This is a genomic window from Cecembia rubra, from assembly GCF_003014575.1.
In the GTDB taxonomy this organism is placed as follows: domain Bacteria; phylum Bacteroidota; class Bacteroidia; order Cytophagales; family Cyclobacteriaceae; genus Cecembia_A; species Cecembia_A rubra.
Genome location: NZ_PYGF01000001.1, coordinates 111,236 through 130,013 on the forward strand (window position 1 = coordinate 111,236; position 18,778 = coordinate 130,013).

Sequence of the window (18,778 nt, forward strand, 5' to 3'; positions counted from 1 at the left end):
TTTAGAAAACCATTTAAGTTGGATTAATTTGTTTTCTTATTAATGGCATTCGTATACCCTTTTTTCTTTCTTTCTCCAATTCATTGTCGGATTTGACCTATTAATTGTCGTTTTTGGCTGTATCCCTTTCTGGGATAATTCATAATTTTAAATTCTGTTAACTGAAATCCATCATGAAGAATTTTGAAAAAGTCACCATTTCAACAAAAATAATGGCTCCATTGTCTCTGGTATGGAGGGCATGGACGAATCCAGATCATGTTGTTAATTGGAACTTTGCCGCAGATTCCTGGCATTGTCCTTCTGCAACATCTGATTTCAAAATTGGAGGAAAGTTTTCTTACAGAATGGAAGCCAAAGACAACAGTTTCGGCTTTGATTTTAAAGGTGAATTTACCGAAATAAAGCCAATGGAATCTTTGGCCTTTCAACTTGATGACGATAGGCGTGTCTGGGTAAGTTTTGAGCAGCAAGGAGATGAAGTGTCTCTAGTTGAGGAGTTTGAAGCAGAAGAGGTAAATGATCTTGATTTTCAGAAACAAGGATGGAATACAATTCTTGAAAATTTTAAGATTTATGTAGAAGACCTTTGTGAGATTGATAAACTTCATTTTGAAGTATTCATTGAAGCACCGGTAGATCTAGTTTTCAGGACAATGTTGGAGGATAAGGCTTATAGGGAATGGACTTCGCCATTTCATCCTGGGTCCTTTTTTAGAGGTAATTGGGGGGAAGGAGAAAAAATATTGTTTATTGGGCCAGATGAAAAAGGTAATGAGGGGGGGATGGTGTCCAAGGTTGTCCGTTTTATTCCCAATAAACAGGTTAGCCTGGAGCATTACGGTTTATATCATAATGGAGAAGAAATTACAGAAGGACCAGAAGTGAAGATTTGGGCAGGTTCAAAAGAAGAATACTTTTTTAAGGAAAGGGATAATGGAACTATGCTTAAAGTGGCTACTGACTCCAATAGGGAATACAAGGAATACTTTTTAGATGTTTGGCCAAAAGCGCTTCAGATACTTAAAGAAATATGTGAAACCAACAAATAAAATATTATGGCAAGTGTAAGTACCTATCTGAATTTCAAAAGAGAAACTGAATCGGCCTTTAACTTTTATAAAAAAGTTTTTGGAACTGAATTTATTGGTGGTGTCTATAGGTTTTCGGATATGCCTTCTGAAGAGGGAGCTCCACCTATAGCGGATGAGGACAAAGATTTGATTATGAATATTACTTTACCTATTGTGGGAGGACATTTGTTGATGGGTACTGACGCTCCCGAATCTATGGGTTTTCAGTTGGTTCAAGGCAATAATGTCCACATCAGTCTGCACCTTGACTCTAAAAAAGAGACCGAATACTTCTTCCGTGAGCTTTCCAATGAGGGTGTTGTCAGCATGGATCTCAATGAAATGTTCTGGGGGGAATATTATGGAAGCTGCACAGATAAGTTTGGTGTACAGTGGATGTTCCATTGTCCTTTGTGACGAGGGAATGCAATAGAATTTCTGGACTTATTGAATTGGCTAATGGTTTTAAGTTCGAGTTCCGGATTTCTTAGATTATCTTAATTTGCCTTCAAAAAGCCCCTTCAGAGGCAGTTTGATAGGCAAGTTTTTTTCTATTGAATAAATATTATCATTTCATTGATTTGATTGTCCCGGTATTTGAGGCTTAATGGGGTTTCTTATATTTGGACGGTGCTGTTCCAAACTGTTTTGAAAAGCACTTACTGAAGTATTTCGGGTTGTTGAATCCTACCATGTAACCTATTTCAGAAATTTTAAAATCGCTTTCCAATATCAACTGAGCTGCCCTCTTAAGTCTAATAGTCTGAATGAAATCATTTGGACTTTGGCCGATAAGCGCTTTAAATTTTTCAAATACCAAGGTCCGGCTCATTCCCAGCTCTTTTACAAGATCGTTTACATGAAAATCAGGATTGTCGATATGCTTTTCAACATTTTCAATTGCTCGGCTAAGGAATTTCTCATCTTCTGAAGTGATTTTAATTTTTGAAGGCTCCAGGTTGGGAATTAATTTAAATTGCTTTTGAAATTTCAGCCTTCCTTCTAGGATATTTTTAATTTTTAAGATCAGTAGATCAATAGGGAAAGGTTTGGTTATATAATCATCCGCGCCAGACTCATAGCCTTCCAGTTGGTTGATGTGAGAACCTTTAGCTGTCAGTAATATTACAGGGATATGACTTGTTTCTATATTTCCTTTGATATTTCTGCAGAGTGTTATTCCATCTGTTTTTGGCATCATCACATCCGAAATTATAAAATCAGGTTTATGCTCAAGTGCTTTGATCATTCCGGCATTTCCATCCCGTGCCGTGATAATTTCGAAATGTTCCCTTAATGAATTTTTAAGCATTTCCAGCAAATCTGGATTATCCTCGACAATCAGTAGTTTTTTGTCAAAGTGGCTTGAATTTGGATGTTGTTCCTTGACAATTTCCAGGGACTCATCTTCATTTTGAATATCAATGTGATCAATAGTGGACGTGTAATATTCTTCCGATTTTAATTGACTTCCTTGTGCCAGTTGGGCCTTATCAAAATGATTAAATCCATTTTTTAGATAAACAGTAAATATGGTCTTTTCTTTAGGAATACTAGTGACTTTAATCTGACCATGATGAAGTTCAACAAGGTTTTTTGAAAGAGCTAGGCCAATTCCTGTTCCTGCCTGAAAGAATTCGCCTTCGGGGTTTGCTTGGAAAAACCTATCGAAAATAAGTTCCAGATTTTCTGGTTTAATACCCCAACCATTATCATGAATTTCGAAGAATACCCTGTCTGATTCTAAATCATTACCTACCCGAACCTCTATTTTGCCATTATTTGGTGTGAATTTAAAGGCGTTGAAGATGAGATTGAAAAATACTTTTTCCATTTGTTCGGGGTCAAACCAAAGTGCATAAGGCAAATCCTTTTCAAAAGAAATTTTAAAATCTATATTTTTTTGTTCAGCAAAACTTAAGAATGATTCATAAATTCCCGTTAGAAATGAATTTAAAGGCACATGTTTAATAATAAGTTTCAGATGTCCGGTTTCCTGTTTCCTAAAGTCCAATAATTGATTGATAAGCCGAAGAAGTCTGTTCGTATTAGTATCAATTGATTCTATTTGCTTGTTTACCAGTCCGGCAAATTTTTGTTTTTTAAGTTGGTCTAGTGGAGCTTTGATCAACATTAAAGGTGTACGAAGTTCATGAGAGATATTTGTAAAGAATTTCAGTTTTAACTGATTGATTTCCTCCTGTTTTTCTTTTTCCAGTCTTTCAAACCTAAGGTCATTTTTCAGTTTGATTCTCCAGACCATTAGCTCTTTGATGCCAAAAGCTAAAAGTAAGGATAAAAGCCCATAAAGGGTATATGCCAAATTGGTGCTGTACCAAGGAGGCGAAACAATCAGGGCCAAATGGCTTTCAGGGCCAGCATGTTGGATTTGTTCTATAAAGGCTTTTACCTTAAAGGTATAATGACCTGGCTTTAGATTGGCATAATTGGCAAATCTTCTTTTAGAATCAGTAATTACCCAGTCATGGTCATATCCTTCAAGTTGATAGGCATATTGGATTTTATTTTGAAGGTTAAATTCCAATGAAGCAAATTCGATTTCCAGACTGTTGTGGTCGTAATCCAAATTGATCTTGTCTTGATATGCAATCTGCTTTTGTAAGATAACTTTGTCCAATACTATGTCTTGTGGGGATATTTCCTTATTCAGCACCTTTAATTTTGTAAATACAGGTGATTTGGGGCTAGTATAGGCAGATATTTTTTCAGGATAAAATGCATTCATTCCGTTGGTTCCTCCAAAATAAAGCCTTCCCTGATTGTCCTTAAAAGCACTTCCAAGGTTGAATTCATCAGATTGAAGGCCATCTTCTTCTCTGTAGTTTTTGAAAACTTCTGATTTTAGGTTGAATGCTGCCAGACCATTTAAGGTACTGATCCATAATTGACCATCACCATCTTCCAGAATTCCTTTTATAACATCACTGGGTAATCTGTCTTTTTCTCTGTAAACCACTGTTTGATGAGATAGAGGATTAATTTTATTCAAGCCACCTCCAAAAGTTCCCGCCCAAATAAAGCCATTCCTATCTTCGAGGATGCATGTAATAATGTCGTGACTGATGTTTTTTTGTGAATTATTACTCTGGTAATATTCAAACTCACCAGTGTCAAGGTTCATTTTATTGAGGCCACCACCATATGTTCCTATCCAAAGGTTGTTTTTACTATCAATTAATAATGATCTGATATCATTGAAACTTGGGGTATTCGCTAAATTAGTTCCAGAAAGGAAATGTGTAAAAACTCCAGTTTTTGGGTTATACTTGTTAAGACCGCCACCATTGGCTGTACCTATCCATATATTACCATTTGAATCTTCAGTGATAGCCCAGACTTCGTTTTTGCTCAAACTGTTTTTTTGACCATCATGAATCAAATAACTGACTTTTCCAGACTTGGGCTCAAATATATTAATACCACCTCCATCTGTTCCGATCCATATTTTGTTGTCTTTGGCCTGGAATATCACCTGAACATTATCATGGGATAATCGCCCGTTTTTTGTTGTGAAATACTGGAATTGTTTTTGTCCATTTTGAAGCAAGTTCAGACCACCATTAAAAATTCCTACCCAAAGATTATTGTCTTTGTCCATTAAAATGGATTTAACCATTCTTCCAGATAGTCCTTTTTCCGATCGGGGGTCAAAGCGGTAATGTTCAAAATACTGTTGGCTTGTATTGGTTTTATTAAGGCCTTCCCCGGAATACATTCCAAGCCAAATTTGATGGGACCGATCTTTGAAAATGGAATATACTGAATTACCCTTAATACTGTAGGGATCAACAGGATCATCGCTGTACTGTTTCAAAGATTCATTTATCGGATCATAAATAAAAAGTCCATTGCCTAAAGTGCCTATCCAGATATTTCCATATTGGTCCTGCTCAAAATCTGTGATATTAAGTTTGGGACTAAAACCATTTTGATAAAAGTGTCTTAAATTGAATGGTTCATAATAATCTTTTCCCTTGTCTTTTTTCCAAACGCCATTTTTTTCTGTACCGACCCACAAAACCCCATAACTGTCTTCATAAAATGCCTTTATGGAAGAAATCCCTTTTTGAATAAAAAAAGAAATTCTTTCAGGTTTTCCAGTGCCAAGGGGTATAAAGTAAGCACCTCCATCTAATGTGCCGATATAAATATTTCCCTTCCGGTCTTCAGTTACTGTCCAGATTTTATTATCTGTAAAACTTGAGTTTTTTGTATTGAAAAATTCTGTGTTTAGTTGGTTGAGATAATCTTCAAGATTTGAATATTTCAAATCCTCAAAACCATTGACCTGAATTAGACCATCGCCTTGAGTGCCAATCCAAAGTCTGTTACTTCGGTCCAAAAAGATACTTGAAACTTTATTGATCAAAAGATCATTCTTATTTGGATCATGAAAATTGAACCTTTGGAAATTTTCTGTTGTCGGGTCTAAAACATTTATTCCTCCTCCTTCAGTCCCGATCCACAAAAAACCGTTTGGATCCTGCACTATAGCTCTGATCACGTTATTGTTGATACTGTTAGGGTTTTGGGGATTGTGCCTGAAATTTCTAAATCCATATCCGTCAAATCTGCTCAGACCATCATCAGTTCCCATCCAAAGAAAACCCATATAATCCTGGGTGATGGCCAATACCGAATTTTGGGGAAGTCCGTCTTTGGAACTGTAATGGCTAAATTTAAATACTGATTCTCCTGGCATTTCCTGGGCTTGAATGGTGGAAATAGTCAGGAGTGTAAATAGCAATAGGTAAAGTTCCCTAATGCAAGGATGATTTTTGGATATTTTATAAGCGGGCAATTTTTTCACTGATTTTAATCTTGCGTGTCAAAATTAATTGATATAAGTAAGTGGGTAATGCAAAATCTTTTTAAATCGAAATTTTGGATGATTTTATCCCAATTTACGGACAATTTTTTACCTCATGGACAGATGTGGTCCTCATTTTGGATTTTTATTATACCGTTGATTATCAAACAGTTTTGAGATTTGTGACAAGAGTATGTCCCAGGTTTAGATGCTCATGTAGCTCTAAGACTGTATGTGCTTTTAAATACAATTATCTATAAACCTAACATAAACATTATGAAGAAATTCGACCCAATAGCTTGGTTGATTCTGTCCTTATTGTTGAGCTTCTCCATTATGGTCCAAGCCCAACAGCCGATCCAGATATCGGGAAAGGTAACAGATGAGAATACAGGGGAATCAATCCCCGGTGTAAATATATTGGTAATGGGGACCAATAAAGGTACTGCGACTGATATAGATGGAAACTATAGCCTGACTGCAAATCAGGGGGATAGGTTAAGATTTAGTTTTATAGGCTACTCTGTTCACGAGGTGGTTCTTTCCAACCAAACCTTGCTGAATGTTGCTTTAAGGTTGGACTCTCAGACCCTCAATGAGGTACTGGTTATTGGTTTTGGTGAACAGTCCAGGGAAACATTGACCTCAGCAGTATCCAAGGTGGATAAAAGAGTTTTGGAAAATGTTCCTTTTGCCAATGCTGCATCAGCTCTTCAGGGTACTGTGGCAGGGGTGCGGGTACAGACTACCTCTGGTCAGCCCGGTGCTGCCCCAAGAGTTATTGTTAGGGGGGGAACCTCTATAAATAATCCTGATGGGGCTCAGCCACTCTACATCATCGATGGGGTGATCCGTAATAATATGAATGATTTAAACCCTGATGATATTGAAACATTTCAGGTGCTCAAAGATGCTGCTGCTACAGCCATTTATGGCGCCAGGGGATCAAATGGTGTCGTGATTATTACTACAAAGACTGGAAAAGCAGGTAAGACATTAGTTAATTACAGATATACTGCCGGGGTTTCAGAACAATGGAACCAATATGAAATGGCTTCAGCTAGGGATTATATCTACTTCAACAGAATGGGGATTTTGAGACTTTCTGAGAAAACCTCAGGTCAATTGTTCAGGCTAAATCAGGCAAATGGTTTTGGTGTAGGTAATAACCTGCTCAATAATACGGCTTTCACTCCTCAGTATTTAAGCCCGGAAAATGAGCATAAGCTAAATGAAGGTTGGCAATCCATGATTGACCCAGCTGACCCTACTAAAACCATTATCTTTGATGAGGTGGATTGGCAGTCTATCTTGTTTAGACAGGCAGTAACGCATAACCATAATATTCAGATTTCCGGCGGTTCTGAAAAAGCCAGGTTCGATATGGGACTTGGATACCTTGACAATCAAGGGGTAGCGATCAACACAGATTTCAAGAGATTTACTGTGCGGATGAACGGTGATATTGAAGTCAACAAGAAATTGTCGGTTTATGGAAGGGTAAATTTCACCAATTCATCTAACACGCAAGTGTTTAATGAGAATGAAATCTTCCAAAGGGCATTAGGTTTGCCTCCAACCGCCAAATTCAGGTATGAAGATGGAAGCTTGGCACCGGGCCAAAACCGTTCCATGGGAAATCCAGTCTATCATTTGGGGAGATCAGATGCTTTGAATGCCACCAATAGACTGACCTTATTGGCAGGGGCAAATTGGGAAATTTTACCGGGCCTTACATTTGAACCAATAGGTTCTTTGTTCTTGGTACAATCTACAAGTAATTCTTTCCTGAAGTCTTATTTCAATACACCTACCCAATTCATAGACAATAGACCGGCTTCTGCTTCAAATTCATTATTTTGGCAAAAGCAGTTTGATGGTGTTTTTACCCATAAAAAGTCCATAGGATTTCACAATTTTCAGACAAAAATCGGGGGCTCATATTTTGATAGAGTCAGCTATGTAGCCTCAGCTTCAGGCAGAGGGGCTGCTTCTGATCTAATTCCTACATTGAATGCCTCTGCGGAGCCTACGGCTGTTTCTTCCTCCCACACACAGCTGAGAATTCTAGGATACTTTGGAAGGTTTAATTATGACTTTGATCAAAAGTACCTTTTCTCTGCATCTGCCAGAGTGGATGGAGCTTCCAATCTTGGGAAGAATAATTATTGGGGAATTTTCCCTGGTGTATCTGCGGGCTGGAATATCCATAAGGAAGATTTCTGGTCAAATGTACCATCACAGATTTCTTCATTTAAGGCAAGGGTAAGTTATGGTGTCAATGGAAATGTGGGCAATCTTACCGATTTCCATGCCCAAGGTCTGTACGCTGTCGGTGAAAGGTACAATGATAGGGCAGCCATCCTTAACAATAGAATGGCGAATCAGGATTTAAGATGGGAAAGATCCAAAACATTTAATGCAGGATTTGATATGGGCTTGTTCAATAATAAGATCAACCTGACCGCAGAATTTTATAACAGGTTAACAGATGACCTGCTGACAGATCTTCAACTTCCCCAATCAACAGGTTTTTCGTCAATTCTAACCAATCTTGGAGCATTCAGAAATGAAGGCTTTGAAGTAGAAATCGGTGCGACGCTGATGCAGAAAAACAATTTTAACTGGTCAGTAAGTGCCAATGCGGCTTATAATATCAACACTATAGTGAGGCTGCCTGATAATGCTAACGAAAATAACAGGATAGGAGGTGTGTTTGTATTTAATCCAAGGACGGGTAGATATGAATGGCTTGGAGGTCTTCAGGAAGGAGGCAGATTGGGAGAAATGTTTGCATACCAGCATTTGGGTGTATATCCAACTGATGAAGCTGCGGCTAACGGACCATTGGATTTATTGGTTCCGGGCAATAATAAGTCAAAGTTTGGAGGGGATGTTATTTGGGCAGATCTGGATAAGAATGATACAATTGATAGCCGGGACAGAATCAGGGTTGGCAATATGTTCCCCAAATGGACAGGTGGGTTTACCAATATTCTGAATTACAAAAGACTTAGCCTTACAGTAAGAACTGATTTTGCTTTGGGGCATACGATTTACCATGAAACCAGGGCAAGGTTCAATGGCCAATATCAAGGGGATATCGGAATTTTAAAAGAAACTACCAAATCTTGGCAAAATCAGGGAGATATTACAGATTTTCCAAGATTTATGTGGGCAGATCAATTGGCACAAAACAACTCTTTCCGAGGAAGTTCTTTCTTCCATGAGAAGGGGGATTACCTGGCCTTAAGGGAGGTTACACTCAGCTATAATTTCCCACAAAGCATTTTAAGACCTCTAAGGTTACCGTCTCTTCGGGCCCATTTCACCGGATCCAACCTTTATTATTTTACCAAATACACTGGTTTAAACCCTGAATTGGGGGGTACGGATTCAGGTAGATATCCAATTCCAAGGAGCTACTTGCTAGGGATCAATGTGTCATTCTAAAAAAATTAAAGCAAGAAAATCATGAAAAATTTAAAATACAGAATTTTCTTCCATTTTGTTTTGGCAATGGGTTTACTGACAGGTAATTCCTGTACAGACATGCTGGAAGTGGAACCGATCAGCACCATTACTGCAGCAGGTTTCTGGGTCAACGAAGACAATGCCATTGGGGCTTTGAGCGGGATGTATGTAAGGTTCAGAGAACAGGCCAATACTAACCTTTTCATTTGGGGAGAGGGTAGGAGTGAAACCTTGAATTATGGTCTTCAAGGTTCCGAAGGTTTGGAAAGATATTTTCTAAATGATCTTGATCCCACATTCTCAGGGCCAGTTTGGTTAAGGATGTATACTGTGGTGCATGATGCAAACCTTATCATCAAATATGTACCCAATATCACTTTCAGTAATGCAGCCAATAAAAACCGGATGTTGGCTCAAGCATACACCATGAGGGCCTTTCTTTATTTTACTATGGCCAAGACCTGGGGGGGAGTTCCACTTATTACTGACCCTACAGAGGGATATAATGCAGAATTGACCTATAGGCCAAGAGCAACAGTGGAAGAAGTCCTATCGCAGGTCAAAGAAGATCTTGATAGGGCAATACAATTGTATCCTAATAATGCACTTGCCACGGGAAAGGCCTTTTGGTCAAAACCTGCCGCCAATGTATTAAAAGCAGAAGTTTACCTCTGGACCGGTAAGGTAATGGGCGGTGGACAAACTGATTTTTCTACTGCACTGACAGCACTCAATGAAGCCCAAGAAGGCAGTGGACTTTCTCTACAGAGCAATTTTGATAACATTTTCCGCTACAATAATAAGGGAAATAGTGAAATCATATTTGCAGTAAGATATTTGGATCTGGAAGCCGGTGCCAATTACAATGCAAACATGTATATCCGTGACGATGAAATTCCACCTGCTGCCTCACCCGCTGTCAAAGCAAAACTTGGCCAAGGTGGGGGACTCAATAGGTGGGCTCCATCTCAAACCCTCAGAAGCCAGTTTGATAGCAAAGACAGCAGGAAGGATGCAACGTTTGTGGAGATTACTATTCCGAATGCCAATGGTATTCAAACCTATTACGGCTCTGTTGTAATGAAGTATAGGGGATTCTTAGATCCTTCAGGTAGAAGGTTTATTGATGATATCGTGATTTATAGGTTTGCAGATGTATTGTTATTGAAAGCAGAAGCCAAGAATGCTTTAGGCCAGGATCCAAGTCCGGAAATAAACCTCATCAGGCAGCGTGCTTATAAAGAACATTTTGAGGAATTCAGATTTGTAAACGGAACAAAAGAGCAAAATGACGAGGCAATTCTTCAGGAAAGACTCAGAGAATTTGCATTTGAAGGAAAAAGGTGGTGGGATTTAGTAAGGTTCGACAAAGCTTTTGAACTAGTGCCATCTCTAAGGGGAAGAGCGGGTCAGAGGCATCTGCTTTTATGGCCAATTTCACTTTCAACGATTAGTTTAAATTCTAAAATAGTACAAAATCCCGGCTATGGGAATTGATTGGGTAATAGTTGTTTAGAAAGGGGCCGGTAAATCCGGCCACTTTTCTCCATATACTGAATACCTCACAAGTATTGTACTTCTTATGAATTAATAGCAATACCATCAATTGCAGTCCTTTATCTACAATAATATGAAATTTGAAAAAATAGAAGGGTTGATTGCTGCTACATTTACACCATTTGACAAAGATGGGGCACTTCAGCTTGGTATAATTCCGGAATATTACAGCATTATCAAAAAGCACAAGGTAGTGGGTGCATTTATCTGTGGAACAACAGGAGAAGGAGCCGCCCTTACTTTTAAAGAAAAATGTAAAGTACTTGAGAGTTGGGCCCCTTATTCAAGCCAGGATTTTAAGGTAATCAGTATGGTCTCCGGAACGAGCCAAAAAGAAGCCATAGCTTTGGCTAAGCTTTCATCCGAACTTGGTCTTTATGGCATTTCAATGAATGCTCCTTATTATTTTAAACCCTCAAATATCGATGCTTTATTGGATTTTATAGATCCAATAGGTGAAGCCGCACCAAATTTGGCCTTATATTATTACCATATACCACTTTTGACCAATGCTTACCTTTCTATGTTGGAGTTATTGGAAAAAGCTGAAGGAAGGATCCCAAATTTTGCTGGAATTAAGTATACCCATAATGACCTTATGGATTTTAACCGCTGTTTGCGATTTGGAGAAGGGAAGTTTGATATCCTTTGGGGGTGGGATGAAACCTTTTTGGCGGGATTGACCATGGGAGCAAAAGGAGCAGTAGGAAGTACTTACAATTTTGCCGCACCTCTTTACCATAAAATTATAGATGCTTATCAGAAGGGGGATTTTACAGCTGCCCTCAGTTACCAGGAAAAATCAATTGATTTTGTGTCTTTATATGGAAAATATGGGGGCAGTGCTACAGGAAAAGCCATTATGAAACTCTGTGGCCTGGATTGTGGATCTTTTAGACCACCAATCAAAATTTTAAGTGAAAAAGATGAAGTCAGCCTTTTGAGTGAACTTAATCTGCTCAAATTTTTCGAATACGCTATAAGAAACACTATCCAATAAAATAATTTCCTCAATTAGCCAAAATTAAACCTGTGAAAAACCTATTGTTGTTCTTTTTGTTATTGCTGTATTTTTCGACCCGGATTTTTGGTCAGAATTCAAGTGATAATTCATTGCTTTATTGGGGTGTTCCATTAAATCTGCCACCAATAGAAGGATCAGACCATTCACTTGGGTATGCGGGAATGTACGCCGGAATCCATAATGATGTGGTGATTTTGGCGGGAGGCGCAAATTTCCCTGAGAAGCTTCCTTGGGAAGGTGGGCAAAAAAAATGGTGGGATGTTATTGAAATACTCCAAAAAGATAAGGATGGATATAAATGGAACCACCAAAAAGTAAGATTACCAAAGAATTTGGCCTATGGCGCAGTAGTATCTACAGAAGAGGGTGTGATCGTATTAGGCGGAGAGAATGAAGATGGACCCCAAAAGGATGTTCTTCGCCTTTCTTGGATCAGTGACAAAAAGGAAATTTTCATAGAGAGATTACCTGATTTACCAAAGGCCATATCTCATGCAGCAGCAACCTATTACAATGGGAAAGTCTACCTTGCCGGAGGAATTTCTGATGAAACTTCTGGGGATTTTTTTGTGCTTGATTTGAAAGGCAGTGAATTGAAATGGGAAAGCTTACCTACGTGGCCAGGGCCGGAGCGCTCTCATGCCCTTTTGTTGGTTCAGACTGGAGGTGAATATGAAAATCTATATTTTTTTGGAGGAAGGAGGAAAACGCCTGGTGGCATCAGTGAGGTATTAAGTGATGTATACAGGTTTGACACAAGAAAGAACAAGTGGGAGAAAATTGGAAATATAGAGGATGGAGCGGGTAATGTATTGCCATTATCAGCCTTTGCAGGCACAGCAGTGGGTTCTGGACATATTCTACTATTTGGAGGAGTGGAGGAATTGCCTTTCAATTCATTGGAAGAAATTGCCGTTTTGCTATCTAGGGATAGCCTTGGATTTTCCGAAAGAGACTCCCTTTTGTTGGAAAGGGACCGAATCATCAATTCGCATCAGGGTTTCCAAAATCAAGTACTCGCATTCCATACGGTTACCAAAGCCTGGACAGTATTAGAGGAACTTCCATTTCCTGCCCCTGCGGATTTTAATGTCGTCAATTTGGGAAGTGATATCCTTTTGGTTTCAGGAGAAACATCGCCCGGAGTAAGAAGCTCAGCTATTCAAACCCTTTCTATACAAAACCATCAAAGGTTCGGCACCCTCAATTACATTGTGCTTGGAGGTTACCTTACTATACTGGTGATTATGGGCTTTTTTATTTCCAAAAAGCAACATAATGTTGCTGACTTTTTCAAGGCTGGTGGAAGAGTGCCTTGGTGGGCAGCCGGAATCAGTGTTTTTGGCACCCAGCTCAGTGCCATAACCTTTATGGCAATACCTGCTAAAACATTCTCCACTGACTGGACACTTTTCTTCCTTTTGATGACCATAATAATGATTTCACCTGTCATAATTGCTTGGTTTTTGCCCTTTTTTAGACGCCTTAATTTGACGACAGCATATGAGTACCTGGAACTAAGATTTAATAGGACTGTCAGGAATATTGGAAGTCTTATTTATGTAACCTTACAGTTCGGTAGGTTGGGAATTGTTCTGTTATTGCCTTCATTGGCTCTATCTGTGGTCACAGGTATGAGTGTGGAGCTTTGTATATTGATCATGGGAGTCCTTAGTATCCTTTATACTGTCCTTGGTGGGATTGAGGCAGTTATATGGACAGATGTGGTTCAGGTCTTAGTCCTTTTGGGTGGAGCATTGGTTTCTTTGGTTTTGATGTTGTATTCAATGGACATGGACTGGGCCACTTTTCAAAAACAGGCTTGGAATTCAGGAAAAATGAAAGTTTTTGATACTTCATTTGATTTTTCTGGTACAGCAATTTGGGTAGTGTTGATTGGAGGGTTGGCTTCCAACTTGGTACAGTATGGGAGTGACCAGACTGTAATCCAACGATACCTTACTACAAAGGACGAAAAAACTGCAGCAAGGGGCATTGTAACAGGTGCCTGGTTGGCATTGCCCTCTGCCCTGATTTTCTTTGCCATTGGCACTGCTTTGTACCTCTTCTATCTACAGCGGCCAGAAGATCTTTCTCCCGTCATTCAAAATACAGACAGTATTTTTCCTTGGTATATCATTACCCAATTACCGCAAGGCGTTTCAGGATTATTGATTGCTGCTGTTTTTGCGGCAGCCATGTCAAGTCTTGATAGCAGTATGAATTCTGTAGCTACAGTGATCACAACAGACTTTTATAAGCGCTGGTTTCCAAAACAAGAAAAAGAAGGAAAGCAGCTTGGGTTTGCCAGATGGACAACCATTGTTGTTGGGTTGGGAGGAACAATATTAGCTTTAATGATGGCAAAAATGGGCATTCCTTCCTTGTGGGATCAGTTCAACATGCTTATAGGATTGTTTGCAGGTGGACTGGGTGGAATTTTCCTAATAGGCATTCTATCAAGATCAGCAAATGGCCAAGGTGCTATATTGGGTTTTTTGTCAAGTGCAATTGTGCAGATTTTAGTCAAATATCAAACCGCACTCAGCATTCATATGTATGCATTCACAGGATTGGTAAGTGCGATGTTGTTTACCTATCTTTTCAGCATGCTTTATCAGAAACCTAAAGGCAAAAGCTTAGAAGGATTGACGATTCATTCTCTAAAAAAAGGAAAGGAAGAAAAGGAGTTTGAAGGTGTGATGGCTTATAGAGGGAAATGATCAATACAATTGAAATAAGTGGAAATAAGTAGAAATATATAGAAATAAAGGAAATATGAAAAAGCATAAGGCATTTGGATTGTTGACGATGATCATAGGCATGATGCTCAGCATCTCTTGCCAGTCTCAGAAACTGGAAAGTGGAAAGGCTCTCTCTTACGAACCCCGCTATGTGCCGCTCCTTCAGGGAGGGTTCAGCCATGTGGGGAGTATTCTACTGGAAGAAAATACCCCTGCTGACAAAGGTCAATTGACTTTGACAATTGTTGGGAATCAAGCGATGGACAGCGTAAAGCTTGTAGCGAGAGTCGGAGAAAAAGAAACGCAAGTGCTGGCCAAAACGGCTAAGGTCAAAGGCAAGACTACTTTAGAGTTTGAGGACTTACCTTCCGGAACACAATTCTTGGAAGTTCATGTCAAGGCCAATTCCGCACATGACCTGAAGGACAAGGTCACTATTTCGGTAGATAGTATAATGCTGGATAAAAAGAAGATTGCTATAAACAGCACCAAACAAGTTCCTGCCTACAGACTTGCTACAGCCTTGAGAAGTTACGGTTTTGAAGGCGTACATTCTTACAGGATACCTGGACTGGTTACTACCCCAAAGGGAACTATGTTGGCTGTGTATGATATCAGAAGAAAAAGCTCTGTGGACTTGCAGGGGGATATAGATGTGGGACTTAGCAGAAGCACGGATGGTGGAAGAACTTGGGAGCCCATGAAAGTAATCATGGATATGGGTGAATGGGGAGGCCTGCCTGAAGATCAGAACGGTATAGGTGATCCGGCCATTTTGGTAGACCATGAAACTGGCCATATCTGGGTTGCTGCTTTATGGTTGCATGGCAAGCCCGGGAAAATGGCCTGGAATTCATCTGAACAGGGTATGAAGCCAGAGGAGACCGGTCAGTTTATGCTCGTCAAGTCTGAAGATGATGGTCTTACCTGGTCTGAGCCCGTCAACATCACCCAACAGATGAAAGACCCTAAATGGCACCTATTTTTCAACGGCCCGGGTAAAGGCATTACCATGCAGGATGGCACCTTGGTTTTTCCGGCACAATACAAGGACGAAAATAATATGCCTCACAGTACCATTATTTACAGCAAAGATAAAGGCAAGACCTGGTCTGTAGGTACAGGAGCAAGATCCAATACTACGGAGGCCCAGGTGGTCGAGCTTGCTGACGGTACTTTAATGCTCAATATGCGGGACAACCGTGGAGGTTCACGAGCTGTTGCAGTTACCAATGATTTTGGGAAAACCTGGACAGAACATGCTACTTCCAGAAGAGATTTGATAGAGCCTGTATGTATGGCCAGCATCATTGATAATCCTTACATAGACCAAATGCTGCTATTCTCCAATCCTGCACATGAAAAAAGAAGGGTCAATATGACCATCAAAGCAAGCAAGGATGAAGGCAATACCTGGCCGGAAGGCATGCAGCTGCTGTTGGATGAAGGACAGGGCTGGGGCTATTCCTGCCTGACCATGATCAATGAAAAAGAGGTAGGGATTCTTTATGAAAGCAGTGTGGCCAATATTACTTTTCAAATAGTGGATTTGGATGATGTTTTGAAGCAAAAATGAACCAATACGCAAGAATATACAGAGATGCCCTTTTGAATGATGTGGTACCTTTTTGGGAAAAGCATTCGCTGGATAGGGAATATGGAGGGTACTTTACCTGCCTTGATAGAGAAGGGAAAGTCTTTGACACGGATAAGTTTGTGTGGCTGCAGGGCAGACAGGCCTGGACCTTTGCCATGTTGTACAACAAGGTGGAAAAGAATCCTGCCTGGTTGGAAAGTTCGCGTTTGGGTATAGATTTCCTGAAAAAACATGGGATGGATGAGGAGGGGAATTTCTATTTTTCTTTAGATAGAAAAGGATCTCCTCTGGTAAAGCCTTACAATATATTTTCAGATTGCTTTGCGGCCATGGCCTTCAGTCAGTATGGTCAGGCTTCCGGAGATCAGGAAAGTTTGGATTTGGCAGTAAGCACATTCAACAATATCCTCGAAAGGCAGCATAACCCAAAGGGTAAGTATTCCAAAATCATTTCCGATACCCGGACTCTGAAAGGCTTCAGCCTTCCGATGATATTGAGCAATCTTTGTCTGGAACTCGAGCCTCTGCTGGAAAAAAGCTTGGTGGAAAAAACCATTGATGCCTGTGTCAAGGAAGTAATGGAGGTGTTTTTGGACAGAGAGAGCCTGATGGTCTACGAAAACCTGCTGGAAGACGGCAGTCTGAGTGACAGTTTCGAAGGCAGGCTGATCAATCCCGGACATGGGATAGAAGCCATGTGGTTTATGATGGATATCGCAAAGAGACGGGGAGACAAAGCTTTAGCTACTCTGGCTAAGGACGTTACCCTGAATTTATTGGATTACGGATGGGACAAGGAATTTGGAGGGATATTTTATTTTCTCGATAGAAAAGGCCATCCACCGCAGCAATTGGAATGGGATCAGAAACTCTGGTGGGTCCACCTTGAAACACTTGTTGCCCTGGCCAAAGCGTATCAGATGACAGGAGACGCTGCCTGTATGGATTGGTTTGAAAAAGTTCACAATTATAGCTGGAAGCATTTTGCAGATCCTGAATTTGGGGAGTGGTATGGTTACCTGAATAGGAGGGGAGAGGTCCTGTTGCAGCTCAAAGGTGGCAAATGGAAAGGATGTTTTCATGTTCCAAGAGGGATGTTTCAAGTATGGAGAACTTTGGATAGCTGTGATTAGATCAAGCGATCCTTAATTCTTTCTACATAGGAACCTAAGTCTGAAAAGATGATTTGGATCACCTTTGCTTTATTGGAAGTTAGGTGGAAAATCAGGATAAAATTTATTGGACATTATAAATCCTTTTTATTGGAATCACAAGGCCTTTTTTTATAAGGACACTTTCATCTGTAACAGCCCAGATAGTGGTATTGATAAAAAATTTATTACTAAAATCTTCAAAGAAAATCTTTACTTTCACTTGCTCCAAATTACCTAATGACATTGCTCTTTCTAATTCAATTTGCCTTTGGATTTTTTTCTTTTCAGTATAGAGAACATCCTGATCTGGAAAGCTTAACTCACCTACAAACTCTTTATCAATCTCCTTGAATTCCGGTTTCATAATTAAATTTTCATTAAAGGTTAATGGTCATTTCAATTTTGCTTTTACCTGACTTTTTTATTCCATAATTGATTAGAACAAATTACCACTGGCCGGTGGAGTAAGAACTATTGCGCTTGCCACTTACTGGGTTGGTTCTTTAAAGTTTCTAAGGTTTTTCCTCCAGTTGCTATTGTTGAAATGTTTATTTCCATTACAATGTGATTTAATAATACCAATTTGATGATAAGTTTTATTTGAATTTTTGATTCTGGCCTGAAAAACTGTTTGTATGTAATAAGGCGGTTAAAAACTGTAACAAATAAGATTTAGAACTTTCTGAGAACGGAATCTTGAATAATGAATGTATTTTGACCAATCGGCTAAATTTATATTATGGATTTACTTTTTGATAAGTTTTCTGGTACATCCTATGGAATACCCGTTTATTCTTACTTTAAGCAGATCTGCTTATTAACTCACATGCATAACAAATGCTGGCTAAATCATGATAAATGGTCAGAGAAATTCATACTTAGCCCAATGTCTAATCAATTGTTGAAGATGAAAAAGCAAAATTGATGTCAGGTTAAAGGAGATATTTGGGTTATACCTATGTAATACAATTTGATTTATTCCAGATTATGCTGAAAGGAAAGAAATTTTCGAAAAAGAATTGCAAAGTAGGCCTGCATCCGGGCTGATATAATCTTATATAGCTCAGCTGAACAGGTCAGTTATTGTATTTCACTCTCAGGAGGGGGTATTTTGATATTTGATACCTCTGAAAGGGACGCAATCTCCTTATGCTTTTTGATAGTTTCGATTTTTTTTTCGTCAATGGTACCTGTAATGACACCAAATTCATAAATATCAACTATGTCCAACCCTTCGTTGCTAAGCATCTTGGCTATTTTTTCTCTCTGGCCAATGTATTCTTCAGAAAGCGTAATTATTAAATTCTTTTTCATAGTTAACAAT

The 18,778-nt window shown here is 39.3% G+C and carries 11 protein-coding genes; 8 read left to right on the forward strand and 3 right to left on the reverse strand.

Annotated features, from left to right (window positions below; all coding sequences use genetic code 11):
• Positions 1-173 precede the first annotated feature (173 nt).
• Together CLV48_RS00495 and CLV48_RS00500 are read left to right on the forward strand one after the other, a co-directional pair.
• Complete coding sequence (locus CLV48_RS00495; protein ID WP_106565292.1) at positions 174-1,052, forward strand: SRPBCC family protein; 879 nt, start codon at positions 174-176, stop codon at positions 1,050-1,052.
• 6 nt (positions 1,053-1,058) lie between these two features.
• Entirely contained in the window at positions 1,059-1,490 is a 432-nt protein-coding gene (locus CLV48_RS00500; protein ID WP_106565293.1) for a VOC family protein, read from the forward strand.
• A gap of 187 nt (positions 1,491-1,677) precedes the next feature.
• Here CLV48_RS00500 and CLV48_RS00505 read toward each other — a convergent pair whose 3' ends face one another.
• Positions 1,678-5,904, reverse strand: coding sequence for a hybrid sensor histidine kinase/response regulator transcription factor (locus CLV48_RS00505; RefSeq protein WP_245889438.1), 4,227 nt, complete (start codon positions 5,902-5,904; stop codon positions 1,678-1,680).
• 276 nt (positions 5,905-6,180) lie between these two features.
• Between CLV48_RS00505 and CLV48_RS00510 the strand changes: the two genes are divergently transcribed.
• The 6 genes from CLV48_RS00510 to CLV48_RS00535 all read left to right on the forward strand — a co-directional run bounded on the left by CLV48_RS00510 (position 6,181) and on the right by CLV48_RS00535 (position 17,433).
• The gene (locus CLV48_RS00510) at positions 6,181-9,357 is read left to right on the forward strand and encodes a SusC/RagA family TonB-linked outer membrane protein (protein ID WP_106565294.1); all 3,177 of its coding nucleotides are present in this window, start codon (positions 6,181-6,183) and stop codon (positions 9,355-9,357) included.
• Between the two features lie 21 nt (positions 9,358-9,378).
• A complete protein-coding gene (locus CLV48_RS00515; RefSeq protein WP_106565295.1) occupies positions 9,379-10,875 on the forward strand; it encodes a RagB/SusD family nutrient uptake outer membrane protein in 1,497 nt (498 codons plus the stop codon).
• 133 nt (positions 10,876-11,008) lie between these two features.
• Positions 11,009-11,935: a dihydrodipicolinate synthase family protein gene (locus CLV48_RS00520; RefSeq protein ID WP_106565296.1), complete on the forward strand. Its 927-nt coding sequence runs from the start codon at positions 11,009-11,011 to the stop codon at positions 11,933-11,935.
• Between the two features lie 32 nt (positions 11,936-11,967).
• A complete protein-coding gene (locus CLV48_RS00525) occupies positions 11,968-14,682 on the forward strand; it encodes a sodium:solute symporter family protein (protein ID WP_245889439.1) in 2,715 nt (904 codons plus the stop codon).
• A 55-nt stretch (positions 14,683-14,737) separates the two neighbouring features.
• A complete protein-coding gene (locus tag CLV48_RS00530) occupies positions 14,738-16,279 on the forward strand; it encodes a sialidase family protein (protein WP_106565297.1) in 1,542 nt (513 codons plus the stop codon).
• Positions 16,276-17,433: a n-acyl-d-glucosamine 2-epimerase gene (locus CLV48_RS00535; protein WP_106565298.1), complete on the forward strand. Its 1,158-nt coding sequence runs from the start codon at positions 16,276-16,278 to the stop codon at positions 17,431-17,433. The genes CLV48_RS00530 and CLV48_RS00535 overlap by 4 nt, the downstream gene beginning before the upstream one ends.
• A gap of 103 nt (positions 17,434-17,536) precedes the next feature.
• Here the strand turns inward: CLV48_RS00535 and CLV48_RS00540 are convergent, their stop codons facing one another.
• Together CLV48_RS00540 and CLV48_RS00545 are read right to left on the reverse strand one after the other, a co-directional pair.
• Positions 17,537-17,818, reverse strand: coding sequence for a hypothetical protein (locus CLV48_RS00540; protein ID WP_106565299.1), 282 nt, complete (start codon positions 17,816-17,818; stop codon positions 17,537-17,539).
• A gap of 716 nt (positions 17,819-18,534) precedes the next feature.
• Positions 18,535-18,768 carry a hypothetical protein gene (locus tag CLV48_RS00545; protein ID WP_106565300.1) on the reverse strand — a complete coding sequence of 78 codons (234 nt, stop codon included), beginning with the start codon at positions 18,766-18,768 and terminating at the stop codon, positions 18,535-18,537.
• Positions 18,769-18,778: the final 10 nt, after the last annotated feature.